Genomic DNA, 25,669 nt, shown 5'->3' on the forward strand with positions numbered 1-25,669 from the left:
GAAATGGATCGGCGCGGCATCGTCACTCTGGATTTTCTGCGGCCATTGATAGGGCCCGCATTTTGAACTCAAGTGCGACCGACGCCCTTCAGATCGCAGAAAAACACACCTCGATCACGTAGCAACACAATGAACAAAGGGTTAAACCGCCCCTGTAACCCATTGAAATTCCTGACCCCACGCGATGTCCCAGCCTGGGACATCCCTCAGGCCTCTTCATCCGCCTGCTGGCGCTGCCACAGTTGGGCATAGCGCCCCTGAGCCGCCAGTAACGCTTCATGGGTGCCCGTCTCGACCACCTCGCCGTCCTCCAGCACCACGATCCGATCGGCCTCGGCCACGGTCGAGAGCCGGTGCGCGATGGTCAGCACGGTGCGCCCTTCCCCGGCGGCGTTGAGCGCGTCCTTGATCTCCTGCTCGGTCTCGGTATCGAGCGCGCTGGTCGCCTCGTCCAGCAGCAGGATCGGTGGGTTTTTGAGCAGGGTGCGGGCAATCCCGACCCGCTGCTTCTCGCCGCCTGACAGCTTCAGCCCCCGCTCGCCCACGGTGGTCTCGTAGCCGTCCGGAAGGCGCTGGATAAAGTCATGGATCTGTGCGGCCTTGGCGGCTTCGACGATATCCTCTTCGCTCGCATTGTCGCGCCCATAGGCGATGTTGTAGTGGATCGTGTCATTGAACAGCACCGTATCCTGCGGCACCACCCCAATGGCCGCATGCAGGCTGTCCTGGGTCACGTCGCGCACGTCCTGACCGTCGATGCGCAAGGCACCGCCCCCCACATCATAGAACCGAAAGAGCAGCCGCCCGATGGTGGATTTGCCCGACCCGGTCGAGCCGACAATGGCAACTTGTTGCCCCGGTTCAGCCACCAGCGACACCCCCTTGAGGATCGCGCGCGCCGGGTCATAGCCGAACTGCACATCGTCCAGTTCCACACACCCACCCGTGACCACCAGCGGCTTGGCGTCCGGTGCATCACGCACCTCGGCCGGTTGTTCGAGCAGGTCAAACATCTCGCCCATGTCGACCAGCGCCTGCCGGATTTCACGGTAGACCGTGCCAAGGAAGTTCAGCGGCATGGTGATCTGGATCATGTAGGCGTTGACCATCACGAAATCGCCCACGGTGAGGTCGCCACTTTGCACACCGACGGCCGCCATCACCATCACGCCCACAAGCCCTGCGGTGATGATCACCGATTGGCCAAAGTTGAGAAAGGCGAGCGAATAGCTGGTCTTGAGCGCGGCAACCTCATAGCCCGCCATGGCGCTGTCATAGCGATCCGCCTCGCGCCGTTCGGCGCCGAAATATTTGACCGTTTCATAGTTGAGCAGGCTGTCGATCGCCTTTTGATTGGCGTCCGTATCCTGATCGTTCATCACCTTGCGCAGCTTCACCCGCCATTCGGTCACCGCAAAGGTAAACCAGACATAAAGGCCGATGGTGACGGCCACAATCAGCAGGTACCAGGCATCAAAGAGGATGGTCAGCACCACCCCGATCATCAAGAGCTCGAGCACCAGCGGCCCGATGGAAAAGAGCAAAAAGCGCAAGAGGAATTCGACCCCCTTGACCCCACGTTCGATGATACGGGACAGCCCCCCGGTCTTGCGGGTGATGTGATAGCGCATCGACAGCCGGTGGATATGTTCAAAGGTCTGCAGCGCCAGCATGCGCAGCGCGCGCTGCGCCACACGGGCAAAGATCGCATCCCTAAGCTGCTGAAATCCCACATTCATCAGCCGGGCCACACCGTAGGCGATGGTGAGGCCGATGGCCCCCAGCGCCAGCGTCGACACGCCCTCACCGGCCAGTGCATCGACCGCGTCGCGGTAGATGATGGGGGTGTAGACCGACACGACCTTGGACAGGATCAGTGCCAGCATCGCCAGCACAACCCGCTTTTTGACCCAAGGCATATCCGCGGGCCACAGATACGGGGCCACCTTGCGGATCGTGCGCCAGCCAGAGGCGCGCTCGGCCTCTTCGACCCGTGTACCGGGGTCCGGCTGGGGCGATGCCGGGCGCGCCGTGTTTGGCGTGGTGGTGGTGTCAGATGGCATGGGGTGCGCGTCCTTGGTGTCTCAGACGCTCTTACCTAATCCAGCCATCGGGGATGTGCCAGTGCCCCGCCCTATTTTGGCAGTTCAAAAACCTGCCCGGGAAAGATCAGATCGGGGTTGCGGATGCGGTCCCGGTTGGCCTCGAACAGCTGCACATAAAGCCGCCCCTCGCCGTAGCGATCCCGCGCAATGGCCCACAACGAGTTGCCAGCCTGCACGGTGATCTGGGTGGCGGGCGATTCAACATCGTCGCTTTGGGCAAGCACAGCCGGATCCTCGCGCCGGAACGGCGTTTCGATACGGCTGGTGACGGTGCCTGCCTCGTTCAGCTCGTCCACCCGCAGCGTATACACACCGGTGTCGATCTGGGGCAGCGCGCCGCTCCAGTCGCCGTTTTCGTCCACGTCCAGATCAGTGATGGGGCGATTGTTGACATAGACACGGACCACTTCCGCCTCGCTTTGCGCGCGCCCGGTCAGTTGGACGTCGCCGGATTGCGAATAGCTGATCGTGTCGAGTTCGATATTTTCAAGCGCCTCGGGCGGCACGTTGCTAAGCACTTCGACACCTTCGGGCGTGGATTTGAGCACGGTGACCGGGGCGGCGGGCGCCACATCAGCAGAGGCGACATCGCTGGTCTCAGGTGCCTTTGGCTCAGGCGTTGTTTCAGCGGTTTGCGCGGGCGCGGCGGCTGGTGCGGGCTGCGGATCAGCCTCTGGCAAGGCGGCGATTTGGGCGGGCGCGTCATCCTCGGGCACAGCGGCGGGTGGTTCCTGTGCCGGGGTCTCGGTGACGGCGGCCACAACGGGTGCGGGGGTTTCGGTCTCTTCCGTTGGCGTGGGCGTTTCTGCAACTGCCTCGTCTTCCGGAGTGGGGGTTTTTGGCTCAGCCGTCGCAATGGCTTCCGGGGCGGTGGACACCTCGGGTGCCGCAGCCACTTCCGGCGCTGCGGGCACTTCGGGTGCCGAGGGCGCTTCGGGTGCCGTCGGCACTTCGGGTGTCGACGCCACCTCTGGCGCGGGCTGTCCGGTTTGCGTCTGTGCTGTCGCAACCTCTTCGGCCTCAGTGGCGTCTTCGGTGTCGGCGACGGCTGTTGGCGCAGCGGGTGCGACGATTACTTCATCCACCGACGAAATCTCATCTTCGCCCAATCGCTGCACGACGGTCAGAACCTGTGCCTTTTGGCTCGGGGGCAGCATCGTGATCGCGGCAAAGCTGCCACCGGGGTCAGTCGTGACCGACGCGCTTTTGGTGCCGTCCAGCAGAACCGAAACCTCGCTGCCTGGCGCGGCGCGCCCCGCGATGATGGTCAACCCATCCGGCTCCAGACGGACCTCGTCGATCGAGGGCGGCGCGATCTCTTGCTTTTCGGGCTTCGCTGCGGGGGCGTCCGGTGTGGGGGCCGCTGCCGCCTCGGGCGTGACCGCCGCCTCGACGATTTCGGAGGGTTCAGGGGCCGCCGCATCCGGCGCATTGCGCGCGTTTATCCAAAACGCAGCCCCAACGGCTGCAACAGCCACAACCCCGGCAGCGCCGACCATCGCGCCATTTGTCCCGGCAAAGCCCGAGAGTTTCGACATTTTTTCGCACTCCTGCGCCCGCAGCGGGCCAGTTTCGTTGCGCCTGCATACCAGCGCGGATTAGAACGGTCAAAACACAGCTGAGACATCTGATCACTTTCACGATTCATTGCAGGAACTGTTGCCATGGCCCCACTGTCTGTTTGCGTCTTTTGCGGATCGCGCGACGGCGTTGATCCCGCCTATGCCGATGACGCCACGCGGCTGGGCGCCGGCATCGCCGCCAAGGGGTGGCGTCTGGTCTATGGCGCGGGGGATGTCGGATTGATGGGAGCCGTGGCACGCGCGGCCCAAAGCGGCGGGGGCGACACGTTTGGCGTGATCCCCAAACACCTCGTCGACTGGGAAGTCGGCAAGACGGACCTCACCCGCTATGTCGTCACCGAAACCATGCATGAACGCAAGAAGGTGATGTTCATGAATTGCGATGGGGTCGTGGTGCTGCCCGGCGGCGCCGGATCGCTGGACGAGATGTTCGAGGTGCTGACTTGGCGCCAGTTGGGTCTGCACGAAAAGCCGGTCGTTCTGGTCAATACGAACGGGTATTGGGACCCGCTGATCGCGCTGATTGCCCATGTGGTGGATCAGGGCTTTGCCGATGCGAGCATTCAGGATTATTTCACGGTTGTGCCTGATGCCGATGCGGCATGCGCCGCTCTCAGCTCAGTTCAATCACGGTGATTTCCGGCGTCACGCCAAAGCGCACGGGCAGGATTGAACATCCGATCCCACCCGAGACAACAAGATGGCGCCCGTTTTCCTGAACATGGCCATAGGCGAAACGGTTGCCATAGCGCGACGGCACAACCGGCGACCAACCAAACAGCCTGATCTGACCGCCATGTGTGTGCCCCGACAGCGTCAGCATCACCCTGCCCGGCACATCGGGAAAGATGTCCGGCTCGTGCGCGAGCAGCACCACCGGGGCCTCATCGTCGATCTGATCGAGCGTGCCGGGCAGATCATCGAGGCCCACCCATCCACCTGACGGCCCCCGTACGGCAATCTGATCTTCAAGACCCGCGATCCAGAACCCGTCACGGCGGAGCGCCTCGTTGGACAGAACCGTGATCCCTTCGGCCTTGAGCGCTGTAGCATAAAGGTTTGGCCCGCCCCCACGGCGTTGCGCGGCCAGGTCGTCCCACCAGTCATGGTTGCCGAGAATGGCAAACACCCCTTGCGGCGCGTCAAGCTCGGCCAGAATGGGGGCGACATCGGCGATTTTGACGGGGGCGGTGATGAAACGGTGCCCGGCGGCGTAATCCCCAAGCAGCACGATCATATCTGCACCCACCGCATTGGCGCGGCGCACGATCTGCCGCACACGGCGCAGGCCCACATGGGGTTCCCCCACATGAAGGTCCGAAATCGCGACGATTTTCAGAACCTTGCCCCGCGGCCAGCCCTGCGGCTGCAGCCTCCATGTCTTGATCCGCAACCGCAGCGCGGGTTCGATAAAGAACGCATAGAGAGATGCAAAAAGGCCTGCGAGGACAAATCCCAGCAGGCCGTTCAGAAAACCGCGACGGGTCATCAAGTCGTTTGTCCGCTTACATGCGGGACGCGACGTTTTCCCAGTTCACCAGATTGTCGAGGAAATTGGTGAGGTAGACAGGCCGCTTGTTGCGGAAATCGATGTAGTAGGAATGTTCCCACACATCGCAGCCCAAGAGTGCGGTCTGGCCAAAGCACAGCGGGTTCACCCCGTTTTCGGTCTTGGTGACCTTGAGGCTGCCATCGCTGTCCTTGACCAGCCAGCACCAGCCCGAGCCGAACTGACCGGCACCGGCAGCGGAGAACTGCGACTTGAATTCATCAACCGAGCCAAAGCTTTCGGTTATCGCCCTTTCCAGCTCGCCCGGCATTGCGCTGTCGCCCGGACCCATCATTTCCCAGAACTGGTTGTGGTTCCACAACTGGCTGATGTTGTTGAAGATTCCGTTCTGCGCCACCGCGTTCGCGTCATAGGTGCCGGTGATGATCTCTTCGAGCGACTTGCCCGCCCATTCGGTGCCCTCGATCGCCTTGTTGCCGTTAGTGACATAGGCGTTGTGGTGCAGGTCGTGGTGGAATTCCAGCGTCTCGGCAGACATGCCTTTGGACGCCAGCGCGTCATGCGCATAAGGAAGGTCGGGAAGTTCAAAAGCCATGTGTGGGCCTCCTTCGGTTCGTATTACATGCGTGTGACTGACAGATTGTGCGGTTCACGGCAAGATCAAGCACGAACTGCGCGGAACGCAGCCCAGATACGGCTATCCTTACGGCAGGATGCCTTCCTGACAGGTTCCCTTGCCGTTGAACGAATTGGTCACCCCCGGCATCGAGCCCCGCACGATCACCGTATTTCTCTTGGTGTCCAGTTCAACCCGGTAGCCGATCCGCGCGGGGCTGGGGCGCGCGGGGATGTTGTTGACGCGGTAGGTAAACCGGTACTTGCCATTGCCGCGATCCTTTATCTTGGCCTGTATCGGTGCTCCGTGAACGACGTCGATGTAGACGTCGTAGACAGCACCTGTCGCGGCACCGGGTTCAAACTGCAAGGCCAGCACGGGCGAAATGAAGCCGTTGCCGGTGTCCCGCACCTGACAGACATAGTCGAGTGCGACCGCAGGGGTTGCCAGTCCAGCCAATGCCGCCAGCGTTACAGTCGTCTTTTTCATGGGGTCCCCTTGGTGAGCGCACGTGACTCTATTTAGCATCAAAGGCCCGAAACCCAAGATCACCCCGATGCATTTCGTCAAAAAATTGAGACTTCGCTGCCTTTTTGGCCAGCCGCTTTCAGCAGATCAAACACGTATTGCGCCTGCGAGCGGAAACAGACCACGTGAAAGGCGTCGTCCTCTTGCATCCAGAACGCGGCGGGCACCTGAGCCAGCCGCGAGCGTCTGAACATGCCGTGCCCAAAGGCCGAGGGGCGAAAATCGACGGGTGCGAGCTTGGCCATCACCTCGAGTGCGCCTTTGCCTGCCACCCGGAACAATGCCCGCGCGTCCGAGACATCCACCGCCAGCCCGTGCTGATCGCCAAGGGCTGCGCGCATGCCATCGAGCACCTGCGCCACATCACCGTACGCACACAGCACCAGCAACTCGTCCGGCGACATCCAGCACAGGCCTTTTGTGCCGTTACAATTGGCCGTGCCTTGCGCGGGCATCTGCATGCCCGTGGCCCCGGTTGCCGCCTTGATCACCCCTTTGGAGGTCAGATCGCCGCGCACGGTGATCATGCCTTGCAAGGGGGCCTCGTGCACAGTGGCAATGCCGTCCGTCCATGTCACCCCGCCAAGGGCGCTCACTGCTTTAGACATTCTGCTTGTCCCCCTCAGGATCGTAGAACACCGGGTTCACGATGCGCGCGGCATAGATCTTGCCATCGGTGCCCGGGAACTCGAGCATCTCGCCCATCCGGTCCGGGCCGTTCAGCACCAGACCCATGGCAATCCCCTTGTTCAGGTTGGGCGAGTGATAGGTCGAGGTTACCCGCCCCTGCACATTGCGTTGCCCATTGTCGTTGTGCCCCTCGGCGACGGCATAGGCCCCGTCAGGCAGGGTCGAACCGTCCGTTGTCTCAAGCCCCACCAGCTGCCAGCGGGTCGGGTCGGCCATGTGGCTGCGCAGGTGGGCGCGCTTGCCCAGATAGTCCTCTTTCTTTTTCGACAGGGCCCAGTGCAGGCCCAGATCCTGCGGGATCACCGTGCCATCGGTCTCGTCCCCGATCATGATAAAGCCTTTTTCGGCGCGCAGAATATGCAGTGCCTCGGTGCCGTAGGGCATCACGCCAAGCGTCTCGCCCACCACCAGTAACGCATCCCAGAATGCCTGCCCTTCAGAGGCCTTCACCGCGATCTCATAACTCAACTCGCCCGAGAAAGAGATGCGATAGACACGGGCATCGAACCCGCCAAGGGTGCCGTCCGCCCATTCCATGAACCCAAGCGCCTCTTTCGAGACATCCATGCCCCCCAGCGCCTCGAGGGCGGCGCGGGCATTTGGGCCGACCACGGCGATCTGGGCATATTGCTCGGTCACGTTGGCCACGTAGACCTTCCAGTCCCACCATTCGGTCTGCAGCCATTCCTCCATGTGCCCATGGATGTTTTCGGCCCCGCCGGTGGTGGTGTGGCACAGGAACGTATCTTCATCGATGCGCGCCACAACGCCGTCATCAATCAGAAACCCGTTTTCGCCGCACATCAGCCCATATCGGCATTTCCCCGGTTTCAGCGTGCTCATCATGTTGGTGTAAAGCATGTCGAGGAAACGGCCCGCATCCGGGCCTTTGACCACGATCTTGCCCAGGGTCGAGGCATCAAGCAGGCCGAGGTTGTCGCGCACATTCTTTGTTTCGCGCATCACCGCGTCATGCACGCTCTCTCCACTGCGGACATATGCGTACGGACGCTGCCACTGGCCGACGGGTTCGAAATCAGCGCCGTTTGCTGTGTGCCAGTCGTGCAGCGGCGTGCGCCGGATCGGTTGGAACAATTCGCGACTTGCCTCGCCTGCAATCGCGCCCATGGAGATGGGGGTATAGGGCGGGCGGAACGTGGTGGTGCCGGTCTGCGGAATGGGTTGATCCAGCGCATCAGAAAGGATCGCAAGGCCGTTGATATTGCTCAACTTTCCCTGATCGGTTGCCATGCCCAACGTTGTGTAGCGCTTGGCGTGCTCGACGCTTTCGAACCCCTCTTGCGCGGCCAGTTGTACGTCCGAAACCTTGACGTCGTTCTGATAGTCCAGCCACGCCTTGGAGCGCAGGGCAATACCCGCACCCTGAGGCATCAGCCAGACCGGGGCCATTGGCGCTTCGGTAACGCTTTCGCCATCCGGCGCGTTGCGCTTGGATGATGCAAACCCGGCAGCTTGCGCAGCAGAACGCCCCTTGGCATGGGCATCACCGATGATTTCGGCCAGACCAAAGTGGCCATTGGCCGATCCTGCGGGGCTGACAAAGGGACTGCCATCCGCGCCCGTCGGCGCTTTATCCACATCCGGGCGGAACATGGCAAAATCGTTGTCCCAATGCAGTTTGCCGCCGCAATGGGACCAGAGGTGCACGACCGGCGACCAGCCACCCGACATGGCCACCGCATCACATGCGATCTCTTCGAGTACCGCGCCCTCGCCTGCTTGGGCACAGACCGCAACGCCGGTGACCCGCTTGCCACCCAATACCTTGGCCACGCCGTGGCCCATCAGGATGCGAATGCCAGCGGCTTTGGCCTGCTCGATCAGCGGGCTGTCAAAGGCCGGCACACGTGCATCAAGGATCACAGGCACGTCCAAACCGGCTTGTTTCAAGGCCAATGCGCTGCGGTAGGCGTCGTCATTGTTGGTCACCACAACCGTGCGATCCCCGACGCTGACGCCGTAATCCACCACGTAATCGCGCACCGCAGAGGCCAGCATGACGCCAGGAATGTCATTGCCCGCAAAGCTGAGAGGGCGTTCAAGCGCGCCTGTGGCGGTGATCGTGTGGCGGGCGCGAATGCGCCACAAGCGGTGGCGCGGACCATCCTGGGCGGGTGCGTGATCGCGCAAACGCTCGTATCCCAGCACGTAACCGTGGTCATAAACCCCCGCCCCCATGGTGCGCAGGCGCAATGTCACGTTGGACATGTCAGAAAGCTCTGACACCAGTTCATCCACCACCTTATCCACAGGCGCGCCATCCACATGGCCCCCGTCAACCGGCGCGCGCCCACCCCAATGGGCGGTTTGTTCCAGCAGGATCACCTCGGCACCGCTGGCGGCCGCGGCCTTGGCGGCCGTCAGACCGGCGATGCCGCCGCCCACAACCAGCACGTCGCAGAACGCATAAAAGTGCTCGTACCTGTCCGCATCGCGCGCCTTGGGCGCCTGCCCAAGACCGGCGGCCTGCCGGATGAAGGGTTCATAGACGTGCTTCCACAGCGGGCGCGGATGGATGAACATCTTGTAGTAAAAGCCTGCGGGCATGAAACGCGACAGCTTGGCATTGATCGCGCCCACATCGAATTCGAGGCTCGGCCAATGGTTCTGGCTGGTGGCGCGCAGCCCATCGAACAGCTCGGTTGTGGTGGCGCGCTGGTTGGGCTCGAACGTGCCCTCGGTACCAAGGTTGACCAGCGCATTGGGTTCTTCGACGCCGCTGGCCACAATCCCGCGCGGGCGGTGGTATTTGAACGAGCGCCCGACCAGCATCTGGTCATTGGCCAGGAGGGCCGAGGCGAGTGTGTCGCCTGCGTAGCCCTTGAGGGTCTTGCCGTTGAAGGTGAAACTCACCGGAATATCGGTGTTCAGCAGGCGTCCGCCTGTGGCCAGTCTCGTGCTCATGCGCGGGCCTCGACGCTGCGAGAGGCGTGGGAGCCTCCGGCGGTGGTATTTTTGGTCAGAAGAAACATCATGCGAAATCCCTCCACGACCAGCCGGGGCGCTTTTCGCTGATCTTGTCACGGAGCTCTTGCGGTGGGCTCAGGGTCTGGGCGGGGTATGTGCCGAACACTTCGAGCGTCATCGTGCAGCGCGCCGCATGGAACCACTTGCCGCAGCCATAGACATGCCGCCAGCGCTCAAAATGCACGCCCTTGGGGTTTTCGCGCATGAACATGTAGCCTTCGAATTCGATATCGCTTGATCCGGGACCATAGCGTTTCAGATGCGCCTCGCCACCGGCGTGAAACTCGGTCTCTTCGCCGGTCTGGCCGCAGCAGGGACATGTCAGGATCAGCATTTGTGCGCTCCTTTACAGGGGGACAACGCAAAAAAGGCGGGCGCCAAGAGACGCCCGCCAGAAGCGGTTCGAGGTATTTGGGGTGCCTTATTCGGTTGGCACCGGTGCGGGTTGTTCAAGCGCGGGTGCGACGATGCCTTCGCCCGCAGGCGTGATCGCGCTGTCGCCCGCCGTGCCGTCCCCGCCGCCCGCAAAGGATCCGACCAGCGCAAGGATGACGACAACCGCCACGATAAGCGCAAACGCGATAAGCAGGCCCTTTCCGCTGGCGGCGTCGCCGCGGTGAATGTTCGAGTTTGTGTGGTCTGACATGATGGTGACTCCTGTCTGTGGGCCTCCATCACAACAGGTTTGCACCCCGGCACAACGCATGCCCCCAAAACAAAGCCGTTCCGGCCACGATTGGCCGAAACGGCATCTGCGACCCGGCTGCGTCCCGCCGGATCAGGGTTTGTGCAGCACCGATCAGCTGCCGCTGAGGGTTTCGGCGGCTTGTTCCACGGCCGAATCCGCGCCTTCGATGGAAATGGTGAGGTCTTGCGACCCTGATCCATCGGTGAAAACGGCGTAGGCGATGACGCCGACAACAACCACAAGTGCACCGACGATAAAGCCAAGGCCCGTGTTGCCGGACGAGGTGTGTGTATTGTTTTGGTCAGCCATGTGTCTTCTCCGTTTTTTGTGTCGTGTGGAGAATGAACACAGTTGCCCGCCCTTTGGTTCCACCCGCGCCCTTGGCAGATGGGCTGCGGGTGCGCTAGGCTTGTGTCAGTCAAAGTTGACAGGAGCGGATCATGAGCAAGGAAGTGGGGGCCATTCTGGTCTTTGGAGCGATCATCGTGGGCGCCATCATCATGTTTGTTCTGGAACAGCGCGGTGTGGCGCGCCGCAAGGCCGCCCGTGGCGGGCGCGAGATCGACGTCAGCAACCTGATCGCCTTTGGCAGTGCCGCAGGTGAGGGGAAGAAGACGCACGACTAGCCGCTGGCGTCGTTGGGTGGTCTCGTTGCGGCCATGCCAGCGTTGGCCATCCGCGAGCGCCGCATAGCTGTACTCCAGACCGAAGCGGACCGCAATGCGATCCGGGTCCGTGACGCAACGGTCGATCGAAGCTTTGGTCCCATCTGCCACTAGTGTGCCACCCCTGCCGCAACGCTTTCGTCGATGAATTTCCCCGCCTGGAACCGGTCGAGCGAGAATTCGTCCGTCAGCGGTGAACGCCCCTTGGCCATCAACTCGGCCATGGCCCAGCCAGAGCCCGGGATCGCCTTGAACCCGCCTGTCCCCCAACCGCAGTTAATGAACACCCCCTCGACCGGGGTCTTGGACAGGATGGGCGAACGGTCACCCGTCACATCCACGATCCCGCCCCATTGGCGCAGCATCTTGAGCCGCGAGATCATCGGGAAGGTCTCGACCAGCGCCCGCACGGTTTCCTCGACATGGTGGAACGACCCGCGCTGGGTATAGTTGTTGTAGCCGTCCGTGCCGCCGCCGATGACCATCTCGCCCTTGTCGGATTGCGACATATAGCCGTGCACAGTGTTGGCCATCACCACCACGTCCATGCAGGGCTTGATCGGCTCGGACACAAGCGCCTGCAGCGCCACGGACTCGATGGGCAGCCGGAAACCGGCCATGCCCGCCACATCGCCCGAATGGCCCGCCACCACGATGCCCAGCTTGGCGCAGTCGATGGGCCCTTTGGAGGTGTCAACGCCGACGACCTTGTCACCCTCGCGGCGGATCGCGGTGACTTCGCATTTCTGGATCACGTCCATGCCCATGTCCGAACACGCCCGCGCATAGCCCCAGGCCACCGCATCGTGCCGTGCTGTGCCGCCGCGCGCCTGCCAGAGCCCACCCAGAACCGGATAGCGGGGGCCGTGGATATTGATGATCGGCACCAGCTCCTTGACCTTTTCGGGGCCTATGAATTCGGTTGTCACGCCTTGCAGCGCATTGGCATGGGCCGTGCGCTGATAGCCGCGGATTTCGTGCTGGGTCTGGGCCAGCATGATTACGCCGCGGGGGGAGAACATGACGTTATAGTTCAGATCCTGAGACATCGTCTCGTAAAGGCTACGCGCCTTTTCGTAGATCGCCGCCGACGGGTCCTGCAGATAGTTCGAGCGGATGATCGTGGTGTTGCGCCCCGTATTGCCGCCGCCGAGCCAGCCCTTTTCAAGGATAGCCACGTTGGTGATGCCGTGGTTTTTGCCAAGGTGATAGGCGGTGGCCAGACCATGCCCCCCTGCCCCGATGATGATCACATCGTATTTGGCCTTGGGTTCCGGCGCGCGCCATGCCCGCTCCCAGCCTGTGTGATACCGTGCAGCTTCGCGCGCGATGGCAAAGGCGGAATATCGTTTCATGGGGTGGCACGCTCCGGCGCTGGAATCGATGAGGGGACAGTGGACTTGTTTTGACCGCTTGGTGAAAGGAAAAGGATTGTGGCCGCGGCACTTTTTGGCAGTTTTACGACACCGGCGCACGTCGCGATGCCGCAACTGTGTTGCGCGGGGATGTCGCCGCGCTGCTTTGCCTCTTTTGCTTGGGCGGGCCAGTGGTTACATGGGCCGGGATTGCGCGGGGAAAGGGCATTATGCTGTTCTGGATCATTACTGGCGGTTTGACCCTTGTGGTGGTGGCGACACTGGTGCTTGCACTGGTGCGTGGCGGCCAAGAAGCGCGCCCGGCCGCAGCCTATGATCTGGATGTGTACCGCGACCAGTTGAAAGAGGTCGAGCGTGATCTGGAGCGCGGTGTCGTCTCACCCGCCGATGCCGAACGGACGGTGACCGAAGTGTCGCGCCGCATTCTGGCCGCCGATGCCGCCCTGCAACGTGCCCAGGCCAGTACAACCGGTGGGCGCAGCGGGCCCATCATCGCCGCCCTTACGGCCATGGTTCTGATCGGCGGGACATTTGCGATTTACCTGCAGCTTGGCGCGCCCGGTTATGGCGATCTCGCGTTGTCGGACCGGATCGAAGCCGCCCAGATCCTACGCGCCGAACGCCCCGACCAGCAGACCGCCGAGGCCAGCGTGCCAGCCAGCCCGCCTGTGGATGAGGCTCCGGATTATGTGGCGTTGGTCGAGCGGCTGCGCCAGGCCGTGCAGTCTCGCCCCGACGATCTGCAAGGCCTTACCCTGCTCAGCCAGTCCGAGGCGCGCCTTGGCAATTTCGCGGCGGCTCATGTAGCCAAAGCGCGGCTTATTGAGTTGAAAGGGGACGCGGCCACCGCGCAGGATTTCTCGGAATATGCCGATATGCTGGTGCTTGCCGCCGGGGGCTATGTGTCGCCCGAGGCCGAACAGGTTCTGGAGCGGACACTGGCCATGGATCCGCGTGACGGGGCGGCGCGCTATTATTTCGGGCTGATGATGGCCCAGACCGGGCGTCCGGACACGGCCCTGCGCATCTGGGATCAGTTGCTGCGCGAGGGTCCCGCGGATGCGCCATGGATCGTGCCCATCGACGCGCAGATGGAAGACGTCGCGATGCGCGCGGGTGTGGATTATGCCCGCCCTGCCATCGGCACCGGGCGCGGCCCCTCACAGGAACAGATCGAGGCCGCAGCCGAGATGAGTCCGGCCGAGCAGATGGGGATGATCCGCGGCATGGTGGCAGGCCTCAGCGACCGGCTGGCCACCGATGGCGGCCCGGTCGAAGACTGGGCGCAGCTGATCTCGGCCCTCGGGGTTCTGGGCGAGCGGGACCGCGCCGCAGCGATCTTTGAAAACGCGATGCAGGTCTTTGGCAGCGACCCTACAGCCGTCGATATGCTGAACCGCGTGGCGGACCGGGTGGGTCTGCAATGATCACCGACGACATCCACGACTTTGTCGCCGCGCTGCCGCCGATGCGCGCGTTGATGGGCCTTGATCTGGGCGACAAAACCATCGGTGTGGCGGTGTCAGACACGTTCGGGTCCGTCGCTACGCCGCTTGAGACGGTGCGACGCAAGAAGTTCGGGGTGGATGCCGCGCGCCTGCTGGAGTTGCTGGCCGAACGCAATGTGGGCGGTCTGGTGCTGGGCCTGCCGCGCAACATGGATGGCTCCGAAGGGCCGCGGTGTCAGTCCACCCGTGCTTTTGCCCGCAACTTCGCGCAGCTTTGGGATGGGCCTGTCACCTTCTGGGACGAACGGCTGAGCACTGTGGCCGCAGAAAAGGCGCTGCTTGAGGCGGATACGACACGCAAACGTCGCGCCGAGGTCATTGATCACGTGGCGGCAGGCTATATCCTGCAAGGGCTGTTGGACCGGTTGGCCGTGATAAAGAGGCAGGCATGAGCATCGACGATCAAGGCGCGCCTACGGCGCGCGACATCCCCGTATGGGCACGCAACGAGATCGAAAGCCCCTGCGTGCAGATCTGCGTGATCCATCCTGAAACGCGGCTGTGTACAGGCTGTGCGCGGTCCATCGACGAGATCGGCGCGTGGAGCCGGATGAGCGCCGAGGTCCGCAGCGCGATCATGGCCGAACTGCCGACCCGTCAGGCCGCCCCGACAACCCGCCGCGGCGGGCGCGCCGCGCGGCTAAAGCGCTAAGGCAGAAACCAACGCGGAGAACGTCGCACAGGGGCGTGGACATCGCGTCGATGTCCGCCCCTGTCTTTGCGTCAAAGACCGGTTAGCTGACAGAGGCCTCGTGGATCATCGCGATATTGCGCCCGAGTGACGCCTCGAATTCCGCGTCCGTCATACCGCGCTGCAACCCTTCGGTCAGGGCGCGGGAAAAGCTTGCGATCATCTTGTGGTTCTTGGCCAGCCGCGCAGAGGCATCGACCGTCGAATAGCCCCCAGACAGCGCCACAACTCGCACCACGCGCGGATGATCGGCAAGCGCATCATAAAGCCCCGGCTGCTCCGGCAGGGTCAGTTTCAGCATGATGTCCTGCCCGTCGGCAAGGGTTTCGACCTGCGCCATCAGCGCGTCAGCCAGCATCGCTTCGGCTTCGGCCTTGGTGGCGGAATGGATATTCACCTCAGGCTCGATGATCGGGACCATGCCTGCGGCGATGACCTCGTGGGCGACCTCCATCTGGTTGGCGACAATGGCCTTGATTCCGGCGTCATTGGCTGCATTCACCACCGAGCGTTCCTTGGTGCCATAGACCCCCATATCCTTGGCCTCGGCCAGCGTGGCCGCAAGACCCGGAATGGGTTTCAGCAATTGGACGTCATCCGCCTCGTCCTGCAAGCCTTTGTCGATCTTGAGAAAGGGCACCACGCCGCGTTTGTCCCAGAGGTAGGAGGGCACCGATTGCCCGCCCACGTGCTCGCCCAGAGTCTTTTCAAACAGGATCGCGCCGATCACCTTGGCGCTAGTGAAATCCGGGGCCGACATGATCCGCGCGCGCATCTTTTGGATCTCGGCAAACATCGCCTCTTCGCCGTCGTAGTCGTTGGCATCCACCCCATAAAGCGCCAGCGCCTTGGGGGTCGACCCGCCCGACTGGTCAAGGGCTGCGATAAATCCCGCCCCGTGTTCCATCTGGTCGCGCATCTTGGCAAAATCGGGCATCTGTCTCTCCGGGATCAAAATTCAATTGGGCCCACCCCTAACCCATACTGGTGCATCGGTTAATCCTGTTTGGGCTATGTTAGCGCTGCCGTTTGCGCAAATTCAGCCATATCCCGTCGCGCGCCCGCACTGTGAGGTGTGCCACGGGCACCGGATCGCGGCCCGGGACGGTTTCAACCTCGAAATCGCGCAGCAGGCGCGCCAGAATCAGAACCCCCTCCACCATGGCAAAACCGGCCCCTGTACACACGCGCGCGCCGGTCGAAAACGGGATGAACGCATCGCGCTGGCAGGATTTGCCGTTTTCCGTGTGCCAACGGGCCGGGTCAAATTCGTCGGGACGCTCCCACAGCCGTTCATGGCGGTGCAGGTGCCAGGGGCTGATGACCAACTGGCTGCCCCGCGGCGCCGTGCGGTCGCGAAAAGTCTCGTCCGTCGTGGCCTCGCGCACCATCATCGGCACGGGCGGGTACAGGCGCAGCGTTTCGCGAAACACATCGCGGGTGGTGGAAAGTTTCGAGATGACCGAGAAATCGCAGGTCTCAAGCGCCTGCGCCTCAGCAGCGACTTTGTCCTGCCAGTCCGGGTAGAGCGCCATCAGGTACAGCGCCCAGGCCAGCGCAGAAGCACTGGTTTCGTGGCCCGCAAGGAAGAAAATCGCCACCTGATCCACCATCTCTTCGGGTGAAAACGTCTCGCCCGTGACCGGGTCGATAGTGGTCATGATCTTGGTTGCGAGATCGTCGGGGGCGGTGCCTGCGGTGATCTCTCGGGCCCGATTGGCGACCAACTGCCCGATCAGGTCGCGGATGCGCGCGGCACTGGCGCGGGTGTCGGCGCGAAACAGGCGCGGCATCCAGCGTGGCAGCGGCACAAAGGCGGCAATGTTCAGGATCGGCTGGCTGCGCTGATAGGTGCGGAATTCCTCGAACACGGCGGCGGCCAGTTCGTTTTCAATCGGGATCGAGAACAGCGTGCGAAAGATCACATCCGCCGCCGCATGGCTGGTCTGGGCCTCGATTTCGCTGACCCCTTCAACCAGACGGCCCGTCGCGGCCTCGGAGGCGTCCCACATGGCCGGAAACGTCTCGCGCAGACGTCCACCCTCGAAGGCGGGATCGATGATGCGGCGCTGGCGTTTCCACGTCTCGCCATTGGTCAGGAACACAGAATTGCCGAGCAGCGGGCGCAGCCCCTCGCCAATCCGGTCGGATTTGGGGAAGTCGTCGGGCCGCTCTTTCAATACGGTTTTGACCAGTTCAGGCTGGTTCATCAGGAAACTGCGAAAAAACGGCGTGCGAAACTCGGCCATCCAGGCGCGATAAAGGCGCGCAGGCTGGGCCGACAGGATATCGCTGCGAAACAGCTTCATGTAGCGCCACAGCGACACCCGATCCGGGCGGCTTGGGGGTTTGGGTGGGATCATGCGGCGATCGAGGTGTATTTGGACACCGGCACATCAATGCGCGATTTCGACGGCGGGCGGTCGGCATAACGGTCACCTAGGCTCACCGGCCCTGCAGTGATCTGGAAATAGTCATAGTCCAGCGGGCGATCAAAGGCGCAAAGGTATTGAAAATGCAGGCGGAAAAACCGCCAGCGCAGCTCGGCCCAGCGTTCAGGCGACAAGCTTTTGGTGAATTGCGCGGAAAAGACCAGCGGCCAGCGTTTGGGTTCTGGAGCGACGCCCGACACCGCAACCGGATCGCACAGCGCAAAGGCGCAGCCATCTCCAGGTGCCGTCACATCGACCCACGTGATCTCTTCGCGGTTTGAGAGGTAGCGCAGATCGGCGCGCAGCCGGTGCGCATCTGGCAAAAAAGATACCATCGGCACCACCTGCCCCAGCGACAGAAAGGACAGCGCGGGCCCATCATCAGGCACTTGGCCTGCGCGGATCAGATCGGCGAGGATCGACACCGCCAAATGCGCGCCCGAGGAATGGCCAACCACGAGAACCTCGTCCACATCCCCTTGCAAGGCACCCGCGATACTGGCGCGAAATTCGGCCATCCGCGCCTCAAGCGGGGCGGGATTGGCCCCGTTGGATGCGGCCGAATAGGCGTAGTCATGCATGAGATAATAAGCAAAGAACTTGCCGTCCTTGGCCTTGAACCAGCGCAGCAGGGCAACGAATCCAACCGCCCCAATGGCCGACCCAAGCAACCCGCCGATCACACCCAGTACCCCTGCCCCGATGCGCCACAGCGCGTACCACAGGACAGTCGCCAGCAGCAGTTGCACCAGCAACATGCCCACCGGATAAAGGGCTGCAATCACCGGCCCCTTGCGCAGACGCATCAACCGGCGCAGAGCACCGGAGGTGATGTAGGTCCACGCCGTGCGCACCAGTTGCGCATAGGTCGCCGGAATCGAAGACGCCATGCTGTCGCGCACAATGTCGGACCAGACCAGCACATCGATATCGGCATGCACATCCGCCGCGTCGATGCGCGCATCGACCTGCCAGCCGTAATGCGGCTTGCTTGGTCCCGGCGACAGCGTGATGTCATAGCCGGAGATGGCCGCCTGGGCGGTGCTTTCCTTGCGGTAGAGCTCTCGATAGCGGCGGGGATGAATCGGGTCATAGCCGGGGATGTAGAACACCCGGCGTCGGCTGACGGCGTTTGGATGCGATCTGCTCATGTGCTGCACCTCTGGTTGGGCGCAGTCTAGCGCCATTCTTGGGCCAAAGTAAGGCGCAGGTGCGCGGCACCCGGATCAGCCTTGCAGCCAGTCCAGCGGGTCAGGGAATTCGGGGCGAAAAAACGCGATCATGCGCCCCGGACCCACCGCCCCCTGCCAGGGTGCCGTGCCATGCAGCGCAAAGCGGTGGATGAGGAAGGACTGACCGGGGGTTGCGTGCACGGGCACCGGATCGCAACTGTCAAAGACGGTGCGGCGAGCGGCGTGATAGGCCTCGGTCAGGTCTACATCTTCGACGGGATTCTTGCCGATTGCCTCTGCAATCGCGCTTTGCATGATCTTTTGACTGCCCGGCCAGACAACGGTGGGTGCCGCACCGACCGCATTCAGCGGCAGACCCAGAACATAAGCGTGAAACTCGCGCGCATAGCGGTGCCGCTCTGGCCCCTCGGGCAGCAATCCGTCCACATGGGCCGCAGCACGGGTGATGCGGTATCGGTGATTGGCCGCGCTCTGGTCCGGGTCACGCTGGGGATAGCCGGGGTAGATGATCGACACCTGCCCCTTGTGCATTGGCACATCCGGCACTTGATCCTGCCACGGCCCGGCCAGTGGCACCCCGTCCACGGCACCGTCCGGGTCGTTGGACAGGACGTCGACGCCCACAAACCATGTCTGCCCGTGGCGCAGGTTTTGCGCGCGGACCACCGGATCGTTGGCAACCCGACTGGCGGCCCTGTGCGCTGCCCGCGCCCACGCTGCAACGCGAGGGTCGCTGTCAAAGACGACAAATCCATCCCGCGACAGGCTCACCCCAGCACGGCCTTGCGCAGCATGTTGAGCGCCACCAGGACCAGAAACACCGCGAACACCCGTTTGAGCGGGCCGGGGTCCATCGCATGGGCCAGCTTGACCCCCCAAGGGGCTGTGATCAGGGTCATGGCGATGATCACCACAAAGGCGATCAGGTTGACCGCACCAATGGTGAATGGCGGCACCGGGTCCGAGACGGAGACCAGCAGAAACCCGATCACTGCAGGCACCGCGATCAGCACACCAAAGCCAGCAGCGGTGGCTACGGCCCGGTGAATGGGCACACCAAAAAGGCTCATCAACGGCACGCCAAAGCTGCCCCCGCCAATGCCCATCAGGACCGAGAGGAACCCCATCGCAGGCGACAATGCGGCGCGGCCCGCGCCGGTCGGCATCGTCTGCCCCAGCCGCCAGTCCTTGCGCCCGAACCCCATGTAAAGGCCCACGATCAGCGCCAGAATACCGAAAATCGCCTGCAAGGTGGTCGAGCGCAGTTGCGCCACCACCAGCATCCCCAACACCGCGCCGATCACAATGCCGGGCGCCCATGTGCGCAGGATGTCCCAATCGACCGCACCCTTCTTGTTATGGCTCATCACAGACCGGACCGAAGTAACGATGATCGTTGCCAGAGACGTCGCCAGACACATCTGCATCAGGTCCGGTCCGTCATAGCCAAGGGTTTGAAACGCATAGAAAAACGCAGGCACCAGCACGATTCCGCCGCCCACACCCAGAAGGCCCGCAAGGACCCCGGCAAAGGCACCGATCACCGCCAGCAGGGCCAGCATCTGAAGGACGAGGGACAGTTCGGGCATGGGCACTACTCTTGGACGCGGTGCGCGCCTGCTACACCGCTTTGGCCTGCGGGACCAGAGGGGGCACAAGGGTCAGCGCCGCCTCGACCAGTTCCGGCCCTGCGCCGGGCTGCGTCGCCCCTTCGCTCAAGGTGCGGCGCCACGCCCGCGCCCCGGGGCGTCCCGCAAACAGGCCCAGCATGTGGCGGCTGATCTGGTGCAGGCGCCCGCCTGCGCTCAGATGCGCTTCAATATAAGGCAGCATGGCCGCCACGGCAGCTTCGGCGCTGCTGTCGAGGCCACGACCGAAGACACGCCTGTCGGCCTGCGCCAGAATGTCCGCGGGCTGGTGGTAGGCCGCGCGCCCGATCATCACGCCATCCAGCCCGCGATCCAGCAGATCAAGCGCCTGATCGAGGCTGTCGATGCCGCCATTGATCGAGATATGCAGGTTGGGAAACAGCCCTTTCATCCGCATCACCAGATCATAATCGAGCGGCGGGATATCACGGTTTTCCTTGGGGCTGAGGCCCTGCAGCCAGGCTTTGCGCGCATGGATCGCGACCCGCTCGCAGCCCGCCGCGACGATGCGCGCGAGAAATTCGGGCAGCACGGTCTCGGGGTCCTGTTCATCCACACCGATGCGACATTTGACGGTGACAGGCACGTCAGCGGCCGCCCGCATTTCGGCCACACACGCCGCCACCAGTGCAGCATCGCGCATCAGCACTGCGCCGAACGTACCCGATTGGACCCGATCCGATGGGCAACCGCAATTGAGGTTGATCTCATCATAGCCCGCCTGCGCCCCAAGCCGTGCGGCCAGCGCCAACTCGCGCGGGTCCGAGCCACCGAGTTGCAGCGCTACGGGATGCTCGCTCGGGTCGTGATCGAGCAGATGCAGCGCCCCACCCCGCACCAGCGCAGGCGCCGTCACCATTTCGGTGTAAAGCAACGCCCCGCGACTCAATTGACGGTGCAGAAAACGGCAATGCCGGTCGGTCCAATCCATCATAGGCGCGACGGATAATCGCGCGGCCTGATTGACGGCAATGTTGGGCATTCTTGGTTCTCCTGCGGTCCACGATCCGGTTTTCGGGGACATGTTGCCCACATACTGCACAGGAAACAGGGCAGTCTAGTCCCCCGAAGGTGAAGACAGGCGTACGGCGGTGATTGGGTAGATTTGAATAAAGGACAGATTGCTCTGATCGTTTCTGGTACAAGCATCAGCTTTCACCGCCCCTAGAATCCTGAACAATCCTGTGTACGAATTACGTGCACACTCCCTCTAACATATTTGTCATAGGTTAGATTCGTTCCACTCCTCCATCGATCGAGCCCCGACTATGCCGGCTAAACTGCCTGGAGGTCGTGATCTGCCTATTGCAAACAACGTTAGACGCTTCTGGTGAACTGCGCCGTCCAAAACCATCCGCACGGCGCGCTCGCGCACTTCTGGTGAATACTTGTTCGTTGTCTTCGTCATGATGCTCCATCCTACTCACGAGTTGGAGCCTCCGGCAAACCCGGCGCGGTTCAACGCGACGATCCACAACGTCAGAATGAAAAGGTGATGCGTAAGTGGGCAAAAACCAGCGCGTTTGCACAGCCTGGAGGCGAATTGACACTGCGGTCCTGCGGGAATTTAAGCATTCGTGCACTATTACTAAGTACCATTTGACACCAATTGCCTGGAATGGGGACAACCGACATGGGACCAATCAAGGCGACCGGAGACATGGAACGTGCGTTGGACCATTGTGCGTCCGAGCCGGTTCACATTCCAGGCTCAATCCAAGGTCACGGCGCCTTGCTTGCGTTTGACAATGAAAGCATGCGCTTGACACATGCGAGCACCAATCTTGAAGCTGTGACCGGCTTTGCGGTGGACAAGGTTCTGGGTGAGAACATCAATGATGTTTTCCCGACCGGTGTGCGGCACGATATGGTCAACAATTTGCTTCCAAGCTTTTTGAAGCAAGACACCCGGATGCTTGACCCTGTCGAGTTGAACCAGAAGGTGTTGCGCGCCACTGCGTCGGCCGCAGGTGCTGCAACGATTTTTGAGTTCGAACAGGCCAAAGATCGGGCATCGATGACCAGCGACATTATCAAACAACTCGCGTTTTCGACACAGCGCCTTCAGTCCGTTGAAAGCTGTGAGGCGCTGTTCAAGCTGACCGTTCAACTGATGCAAGTGCTCACCGGGTATCAGCGCGTGATGGTCTATGAGTTCGACGCTGAAGACAACGGTACCGTCCGGGCGGAGGCGCTTTCTGGCAATGCGGAACCCTTTCTGGGGCTGAGTTTCCCGGCTTGGGACATTCCCCCGCAGGCCCGGGCCATTATGAAACGCACTCCGTTTCGCTATATCGGCGATGTGAACGCGGCCAACGTGCCGGTGTTGGCTGCAGATACGGACATACCGCCATTGGATATGACGCAGTCCCATCTTCGCGGCGTGTCCGAAGTGCATCTGGAATACCTCAGAAACATGGGAACTCAGTCGTCGTTGACGTTGAATGTGGTTGTGGACGACCGGTTGTGGGGCATGATTTCGTTACATCACCCGCAACCTGGCGTCCCTGATCCATCCATACGTGAGTTTTGCCGGAATTTCGTTCGGTTTTTTGGGCTGAAGCTCGCCACAATGCTGCAAAAGGACCGGCTGAACCATCTGCGGCGGGCAAATACGCTGCGCACAGAAATGACGGAGGTCGCGGCCTCTGGCGATGCCGATATTCGGTTCAGCACGCGGTTGCTGGAACAGCTCACAGACGCAATGCAGGCCGATGGCGCGCTGCTTGCCAAAGACGGGTTTGTACAAGCCTGCGGCGTTGTCCCGAAACATGCAGCGAGCGCGTTGATTGAGTTTGCCAACACGCAAGACGCGCCCGTCAAAACCTCGACACTGCGCACGGACTATCCAGACCTGGCCTCGGCACTTGGGAAAAACATTGCGGGCATGCATCTGACCCCAATTCGAGACGACAATATGGTCGCCTTTTTCCGGCGCGACAGGGAACAGATGACGACGTGGGCTGGGGCACCTCAAAAGACGATAACCGGAACGGGTTCTGACGCTCGGTTGCGCCCCCGGGGATCGTTTGCCGCATATAAAGAGACTGTGCGCGGCACGTCCAACCCGTGGACGCAGGAACAAGACGAATTTGCCAGTGATGTCTGGGCGATCCTGATCAATTCGGAGCACAAAGCGCTGATCGAAAAGACCTCGCGCCAGCAGAAAATGCTCATCGGCGAGCTGAACCACCGCGTGCGAAACCTTCTGGCACTGATCCGGTCCTTGTCGAGACAATCGCGGGTTACGTCCAGTTCGATCGATCACTACGTCGATACGCTCGAAGCGCGGATCGAAGCTGTGGCGAATGCGCATTCCATGGCGGTCGAGCAACCCCAGGCGATTGTCAGTGTTCAGAGTATTTTGCGCCAAGAAGCGGAAGCCCATAACAGTGAACGGAACCGTGTCCGGATTTCTGGGCCAGAGATTGGACTGCACTCTGAAGTGACCCCGATCTTTGCCTTGGTTATTCATGAACTTATGACGAACGCGGCCAAATATGGCGCCTTGTCCGGTCCTGACGGTGTGGTCGAAATCAAGATAGAGATGCAGGGTAGCGGTTTGAAACTGCAATGGACGGAGAGTGGCGGGCCGAAAGTCACGGCCCCCGAGCACGAAGGGTTTGGCACGACCTTGTTGGACAATGCGGTTCCGAAGGATTTGCGCGGGACCATTGCACGTGACTTTGCCGAAGACGGGTTGCGGTGCGTTCTGGAACTGCCAAACGCGTTGATCAGCGTCGTCCCCAGCCCATCTGAAACACCACAGGAGTCTGACCCCAATAACTTGTCGTCGACCTCTACTCGTTTGGATCGGGCCCACGGGGTATGTCTGCTGGTTGAAGACAACTTCGTTGTGTCCATGGATACGATGGATGTCCTGACGAGCTTGGGATTTGAGAATGTGCAAACCGCGAGCTCCAGCCGGGATGCGCTGCAGGCCATCACGCATAACGTCCCTGAATTTGCCGTGCTGGACGTTAACCTGTCTGGCGGGGATACGTCTTTTTCGGTGGCCGAACGGTTGAAGGATCTGGGCGTGCCGTTCATTTTTGTGACGGGATATGGCGTTGACGGCGTTCAGGATGGTCCGTTTTCAGAGGCGCGCGTGCTCAAGAAACCCCTGCGAAAACCGGCTTTGAGCGAGGTTTTGGACGACCTGTGACGATACTTCGAACAGATCTCGAAACGATGCGCACTGAGCTGATGCGCGCCACGCAGGACATCCACTATGCACTGCACAGCGACCCCGTGTTTGCGTGCCTGATGGACCCGCAGTTGACGGCGCATCAATACGCCCGCGCATTGTCTGTTTTTGCTGAGTTTTATGGCGCAATAGAGTGCGCGCGCGACTCACAATCCCATTTTCAGGAGTTGAGCCTGACATCGGAATGCAACGCCTTGTCTCGCGACGTTGGGCCGCGGAGTGGTCAGGCATCTCAATTTGATGTTCGGGGACGCGAAGAGCTGTTGGGCGCCCTGTATGTCGCTCACGGCGCCGCCTTCGGACGCAACAGCATGCGGGCCAATGTCGCTTCTCAGCTCCCGGAATTGCCCCACCATTTTCTGAACCTCCCGACGCAGTCGAACCGCTGGCGCAGCCTGAAAGAGAACCTAGAAAGGACCGGCACAGATGTGTTGACCCGCCAGCGCATCATTTGCGGGGCCAACACGGCTTTCTCGTTTATTGCGCGTGTGAGCAAACTCAAACAGCTTGACGGTGTCAGCGCGTTATCCTGAACATTTGGCAACCGGCTGTGCGTTTTGGCGAACGTGGCCGCAGGGCAAAAATAAACGCCGCCGCCCGCGAATGCTGCGTGAACGATCCAAGAACATCAAACGGCGGCATCCTCCCGCGTCGTTCTGGTCAATCCGCTTAACAGGAAAGAAGTGGTTTTGGAACAGTACCGAGCGGACGGATAAAACGTTGGCTCTGAGGAAACAGCTGCGCTAGCTGATTTTTAGCGTCAGGTTTTGCCAGGCAAGCGTTTTGTCCGGTTAGTCCCGCGTTGCGTGAGTTCATACGCTGTGCAGTGAACGGCTCGATTTCCCAAATCGGCCAATGGTGCGAAACGCAGAGATTGTCTCCTGTTGCAGGCCACACTGCAACCTTAAGGTTCGTCGGCAAACGGCAGCTTGGGGCCGTCCTTGATCAAGCCCGATTGTCTACATTGAGCCCGCCTCTCATGTCAGTTGCGAACCCCAATTCCCCAATGCTGCGTTCCGTGTGACTATCCGCTTCTAACAGCATCCTACGCAGGCACCTCATTTTGCGGGCGAGCTGCGGCAGGCAAGATCGATGGTTCGTTCCCCCCGCTTTACGACCATGAGCGGCGTTAGAAACAAGCATAGGTCTGCCAGCATTGTAATTCAGGTGCCAAGCGACTACCTAAGGGGCACAAAGCTGTGGTCTTTTTCGGCAGAGGCGCATCGCCTGCCTGAGCGGA

At 61.7% G+C, this 25,669-nt stretch carries 24 protein-coding genes; 7 read left to right on the plus strand and 17 right to left on the minus strand.

What is annotated here, in order from left to right; genetic code table 11:
* Positions 1-206: 206 nt before the first annotated feature.
* Positions 207-2,063 carry an ABC transporter ATP-binding protein/permease gene (locus tag Q1A89_RS13860; protein ID WP_299729274.1) on the minus strand — a complete coding sequence of 619 codons (1,857 nt, stop codon included), beginning with the start codon at positions 2,061-2,063 and terminating at the stop codon, positions 207-209.
* Between the two features lie 71 nt (positions 2,064-2,134).
* The gene (locus tag Q1A89_RS13865) at positions 2,135-3,643 is read right to left on the minus strand and encodes a LysM peptidoglycan-binding domain-containing protein (RefSeq protein ID WP_299729277.1); all 1,509 of its coding nucleotides are present in this window, start codon (positions 3,641-3,643) and stop codon (positions 2,135-2,137) included.
* 126 nt (positions 3,644-3,769) lie between these two features.
* Between Q1A89_RS13865 and Q1A89_RS13870 the strand changes: the two genes are divergently transcribed.
* On the plus strand, positions 3,770-4,324 hold the full coding sequence (locus Q1A89_RS13870; protein ID WP_299729280.1) for a TIGR00730 family Rossman fold protein: 555 nt from the start codon (positions 3,770-3,772) through the stop codon (positions 4,322-4,324).
* On the opposite strand, the gene Q1A89_RS13875 is transcribed toward Q1A89_RS13870, so the two are convergent.
* The 8 genes from Q1A89_RS13875 to Q1A89_RS13910 all read right to left on the minus strand — a co-directional run bounded on the left by Q1A89_RS13875 (position 4,302) and on the right by Q1A89_RS13910 (position 11,017).
* Positions 4,302-5,177, minus strand: a complete 876-nt coding sequence (locus tag Q1A89_RS13875) for a metallophosphoesterase (protein ID WP_299729283.1) — start codon at positions 5,175-5,177, stop codon at positions 4,302-4,304. The genes Q1A89_RS13870 and Q1A89_RS13875 overlap by 23 nt on opposite strands.
* 16 nt (positions 5,178-5,193) lie before the next feature.
* On the minus strand, positions 5,194-5,793 hold the full coding sequence (locus tag Q1A89_RS13880) for a superoxide dismutase (protein WP_299729286.1): 600 nt from the start codon (positions 5,791-5,793) through the stop codon (positions 5,194-5,196).
* Positions 5,794-5,901: 108 nt separating this feature from the next.
* A complete protein-coding gene (locus tag Q1A89_RS13885; protein ID WP_299729289.1) occupies positions 5,902-6,303 on the minus strand; it encodes a hypothetical protein in 402 nt (133 codons plus the stop codon).
* Between the two features lie 77 nt (positions 6,304-6,380).
* Positions 6,381-6,950, minus strand: a complete 570-nt coding sequence (locus Q1A89_RS13890; protein ID WP_299729292.1) for a sarcosine oxidase subunit gamma family protein — start codon at positions 6,948-6,950, stop codon at positions 6,381-6,383.
* On the minus strand, positions 6,943-9,957 hold the full coding sequence (locus tag Q1A89_RS13895; RefSeq protein WP_299729295.1) for a sarcosine oxidase subunit alpha family protein: 3,015 nt from the start codon (positions 9,955-9,957) through the stop codon (positions 6,943-6,945). Before Q1A89_RS13895 ends, Q1A89_RS13890 begins: the two co-directional genes overlap by 8 nt.
* Positions 9,958-10,024: 67 nt before the next feature.
* Entirely contained in the window at positions 10,025-10,354 is a 330-nt protein-coding gene (locus Q1A89_RS13900) for a sarcosine oxidase subunit delta (RefSeq protein WP_299729298.1), read from the minus strand.
* A gap of 87 nt (positions 10,355-10,441) precedes the next feature.
* Complete coding sequence (locus Q1A89_RS13905) at positions 10,442-10,666, minus strand: hypothetical protein (protein WP_299729301.1); 225 nt, start codon at positions 10,664-10,666, stop codon at positions 10,442-10,444.
* 153 nt (positions 10,667-10,819) lie between these two features.
* Positions 10,820-11,017 (minus strand): hypothetical protein, encoded by a 198-nt coding sequence (locus Q1A89_RS13910; RefSeq protein ID WP_299729304.1) that lies wholly within the window; start codon positions 11,015-11,017, stop codon positions 10,820-10,822.
* Positions 11,018-11,148: 131 nt separating this feature from the next.
* Between Q1A89_RS13910 and Q1A89_RS13915 the strand changes: the two genes are divergently transcribed.
* The gene (locus tag Q1A89_RS13915; protein WP_299729307.1) at positions 11,149-11,334 is read left to right on the plus strand and encodes a hypothetical protein; all 186 of its coding nucleotides are present in this window, start codon (positions 11,149-11,151) and stop codon (positions 11,332-11,334) included.
* Between the two features lie 149 nt (positions 11,335-11,483).
* Here the strand turns inward: Q1A89_RS13915 and Q1A89_RS13920 are convergent, their stop codons facing one another.
* A complete protein-coding gene (locus Q1A89_RS13920) occupies positions 11,484-12,728 on the minus strand; it encodes a sarcosine oxidase subunit beta family protein (protein ID WP_299729310.1) in 1,245 nt (414 codons plus the stop codon).
* 230 nt (positions 12,729-12,958) lie between these two features.
* On the opposite strand from Q1A89_RS13920, the gene ccmI reads away from it, so the two are divergent.
* The 3 genes from ccmI to Q1A89_RS13935 are packed head-to-tail and all read left to right on the plus strand — an operon-like array spanning position 12,959 to position 14,909.
* A complete protein-coding gene (ccmI, locus tag Q1A89_RS13925; protein WP_299729314.1) occupies positions 12,959-14,176 on the plus strand; it encodes a c-type cytochrome biogenesis protein CcmI in 1,218 nt (405 codons plus the stop codon).
* A complete protein-coding gene (ruvX, locus tag Q1A89_RS13930; RefSeq protein ID WP_299729317.1) occupies positions 14,173-14,649 on the plus strand; it encodes a Holliday junction resolvase RuvX in 477 nt (158 codons plus the stop codon). Before ccmI ends, ruvX begins: the two co-directional genes overlap by 4 nt.
* Positions 14,646-14,909 (plus strand): DUF1289 domain-containing protein, encoded by a 264-nt coding sequence (locus Q1A89_RS13935; protein ID WP_299729320.1) that lies wholly within the window; start codon positions 14,646-14,648, stop codon positions 14,907-14,909. The genes ruvX and Q1A89_RS13935 overlap by 4 nt, the downstream gene beginning before the upstream one ends.
* Positions 14,910-14,991: 82 nt before the next feature.
* On the opposite strand, the gene Q1A89_RS13940 is transcribed toward Q1A89_RS13935, so the two are convergent.
* From Q1A89_RS13940 to dusA, 6 genes are all read right to left on the minus strand, one after another.
* Complete coding sequence (locus Q1A89_RS13940) at positions 14,992-15,885, minus strand: fructose bisphosphate aldolase (protein WP_299729322.1); 894 nt, start codon at positions 15,883-15,885, stop codon at positions 14,992-14,994.
* A gap of 79 nt (positions 15,886-15,964) precedes the next feature.
* Positions 15,965-17,311 carry a cytochrome P450 gene (locus Q1A89_RS13945; RefSeq protein ID WP_299729324.1) on the minus strand — a complete coding sequence of 449 codons (1,347 nt, stop codon included), beginning with the start codon at positions 17,309-17,311 and terminating at the stop codon, positions 15,965-15,967.
* Complete coding sequence (locus tag Q1A89_RS13950; protein ID WP_299729326.1) at positions 17,308-18,531, minus strand: hypothetical protein; 1,224 nt, start codon at positions 18,529-18,531, stop codon at positions 17,308-17,310. The genes Q1A89_RS13945 and Q1A89_RS13950 overlap by 4 nt, the downstream gene beginning before the upstream one ends.
* Positions 18,532-18,606: 75 nt before the next feature.
* Positions 18,607-19,344 carry a hypothetical protein gene (locus tag Q1A89_RS13955; protein ID WP_299729329.1) on the minus strand — a complete coding sequence of 246 codons (738 nt, stop codon included), beginning with the start codon at positions 19,342-19,344 and terminating at the stop codon, positions 18,607-18,609.
* Positions 19,341-20,162: a sulfite exporter TauE/SafE family protein gene (locus Q1A89_RS13960; protein ID WP_299729332.1), complete on the minus strand. Its 822-nt coding sequence runs from the start codon at positions 20,160-20,162 to the stop codon at positions 19,341-19,343. Before Q1A89_RS13960 ends, Q1A89_RS13955 begins: the two co-directional genes overlap by 4 nt.
* A 31-nt stretch (positions 20,163-20,193) precedes the next feature.
* Entirely contained in the window at positions 20,194-21,204 is a 1,011-nt protein-coding gene (gene dusA / locus Q1A89_RS13965) for a tRNA dihydrouridine(20/20a) synthase DusA (protein ID WP_299729335.1), read from the minus strand.
* A 651-nt stretch (positions 21,205-21,855) separates the two neighbouring features.
* Between dusA and Q1A89_RS13970 the strand changes: the two genes are divergently transcribed.
* Together Q1A89_RS13970 and Q1A89_RS13975 are read left to right on the plus strand one after the other, a co-directional pair.
* Positions 21,856-24,387: an HWE histidine kinase domain-containing protein gene (locus tag Q1A89_RS13970; protein ID WP_299729337.1), complete on the plus strand. Its 2,532-nt coding sequence runs from the start codon at positions 21,856-21,858 to the stop codon at positions 24,385-24,387.
* Positions 24,388-24,413: 26 nt separating this feature from the next.
* Complete coding sequence (locus tag Q1A89_RS13975; RefSeq protein ID WP_299729339.1) at positions 24,414-24,962, plus strand: biliverdin-producing heme oxygenase; 549 nt, start codon at positions 24,414-24,416, stop codon at positions 24,960-24,962.
* Positions 24,963-25,669: the final 707 nt, after the last annotated feature.

Origin of the sequence: uncultured Tateyamaria sp., assembly GCF_947503045.1 — a bacterium.
Lineage (GTDB): Bacteria > Pseudomonadota > Alphaproteobacteria > Rhodobacterales > Rhodobacteraceae > Tateyamaria.

What these genes read in the sequence shown, in the direction of transcription:
- Q1A89_RS13860 (WP_299729274.1), bottom strand. Translation starts at nt 2,063, where the DNA reads ATGCCATCTGACACCACCACCACGCCAAACACGGCGCGCCCGGCATCG.
- Q1A89_RS13865 (WP_299729277.1), bottom strand. Translation starts at nt 3,643, where the DNA reads ATGTCGAAACTCTCGGGCTTTGCCGGGACAAATGGCGCGATGGTCGGC.
- Q1A89_RS13870 (WP_299729280.1), top strand. Translation starts at nt 3,770, where the DNA reads ATGGCCCCACTGTCTGTTTGCGTCTTTTGCGGATCGCGCGACGGCGTT.
- Q1A89_RS13875 (WP_299729283.1), bottom strand. Translation starts at nt 5,177, where the DNA reads ATGACCCGTCGCGGTTTTCTGAACGGCCTGCTGGGATTTGTCCTCGCA.
- Q1A89_RS13880 (WP_299729286.1), bottom strand. Translation starts at nt 5,793, where the DNA reads ATGGCTTTTGAACTTCCCGACCTTCCTTATGCGCATGACGCGCTGGCG.
- Q1A89_RS13885 (WP_299729289.1), bottom strand. Translation starts at nt 6,303, where the DNA reads ATGAAAAAGACGACTGTAACGCTGGCGGCATTGGCTGGACTGGCAACC.
- Q1A89_RS13890 (WP_299729292.1), bottom strand. Translation starts at nt 6,950, where the DNA reads ATGTCTAAAGCAGTGAGCGCCCTTGGCGGGGTGACATGGACGGACGGC.
- Q1A89_RS13895 (WP_299729295.1), bottom strand. Translation starts at nt 9,957, where the DNA reads ATGAGCACGAGACTGGCCACAGGCGGACGCCTGCTGAACACCGATATT.
- Q1A89_RS13900 (WP_299729298.1), bottom strand. Translation starts at nt 10,354, where the DNA reads ATGCTGATCCTGACATGTCCCTGCTGCGGCCAGACCGGCGAAGAGACC.
- Q1A89_RS13905 (WP_299729301.1), bottom strand. Translation starts at nt 10,666, where the DNA reads ATGTCAGACCACACAAACTCGAACATTCACCGCGGCGACGCCGCCAGC.
- Q1A89_RS13910 (WP_299729304.1), bottom strand. Translation starts at nt 11,017, where the DNA reads ATGGCTGACCAAAACAATACACACACCTCGTCCGGCAACACGGGCCTT.
- Q1A89_RS13915 (WP_299729307.1), top strand. Translation starts at nt 11,149, where the DNA reads ATGAGCAAGGAAGTGGGGGCCATTCTGGTCTTTGGAGCGATCATCGTG.
- Q1A89_RS13920 (WP_299729310.1), bottom strand. Translation starts at nt 12,728, where the DNA reads ATGAAACGATATTCCGCCTTTGCCATCGCGCGCGAAGCTGCACGGTAT.
- ccmI (WP_299729314.1), top strand. Translation starts at nt 12,959, where the DNA reads ATGCTGTTCTGGATCATTACTGGCGGTTTGACCCTTGTGGTGGTGGCG.
- ruvX (WP_299729317.1), top strand. Translation starts at nt 14,173, where the DNA reads ATGATCACCGACGACATCCACGACTTTGTCGCCGCGCTGCCGCCGATG.
- Q1A89_RS13935 (WP_299729320.1), top strand. Translation starts at nt 14,646, where the DNA reads ATGAGCATCGACGATCAAGGCGCGCCTACGGCGCGCGACATCCCCGTA.
- Q1A89_RS13940 (WP_299729322.1), bottom strand. Translation starts at nt 15,885, where the DNA reads ATGCCCGATTTTGCCAAGATGCGCGACCAGATGGAACACGGGGCGGGA.
- Q1A89_RS13945 (WP_299729324.1), bottom strand. Translation starts at nt 17,311, where the DNA reads ATGATCCCACCCAAACCCCCAAGCCGCCCGGATCGGGTGTCGCTGTGG.
- Q1A89_RS13950 (WP_299729326.1), bottom strand. Translation starts at nt 18,531, where the DNA reads ATGAGCAGATCGCATCCAAACGCCGTCAGCCGACGCCGGGTGTTCTAC.
- Q1A89_RS13960 (WP_299729332.1), bottom strand. Translation starts at nt 20,162, where the DNA reads ATGCCCGAACTGTCCCTCGTCCTTCAGATGCTGGCCCTGCTGGCGGTG.
- dusA (WP_299729335.1), bottom strand. Translation starts at nt 21,204, where the DNA reads ATGCCCAACATTGCCGTCAATCAGGCCGCGCGATTATCCGTCGCGCCT.
- Q1A89_RS13970 (WP_299729337.1), top strand. Translation starts at nt 21,856, where the DNA reads ATGGGACCAATCAAGGCGACCGGAGACATGGAACGTGCGTTGGACCAT.
- Q1A89_RS13975 (WP_299729339.1), top strand. Translation starts at nt 24,414, where the DNA reads ATGCGCACTGAGCTGATGCGCGCCACGCAGGACATCCACTATGCACTG.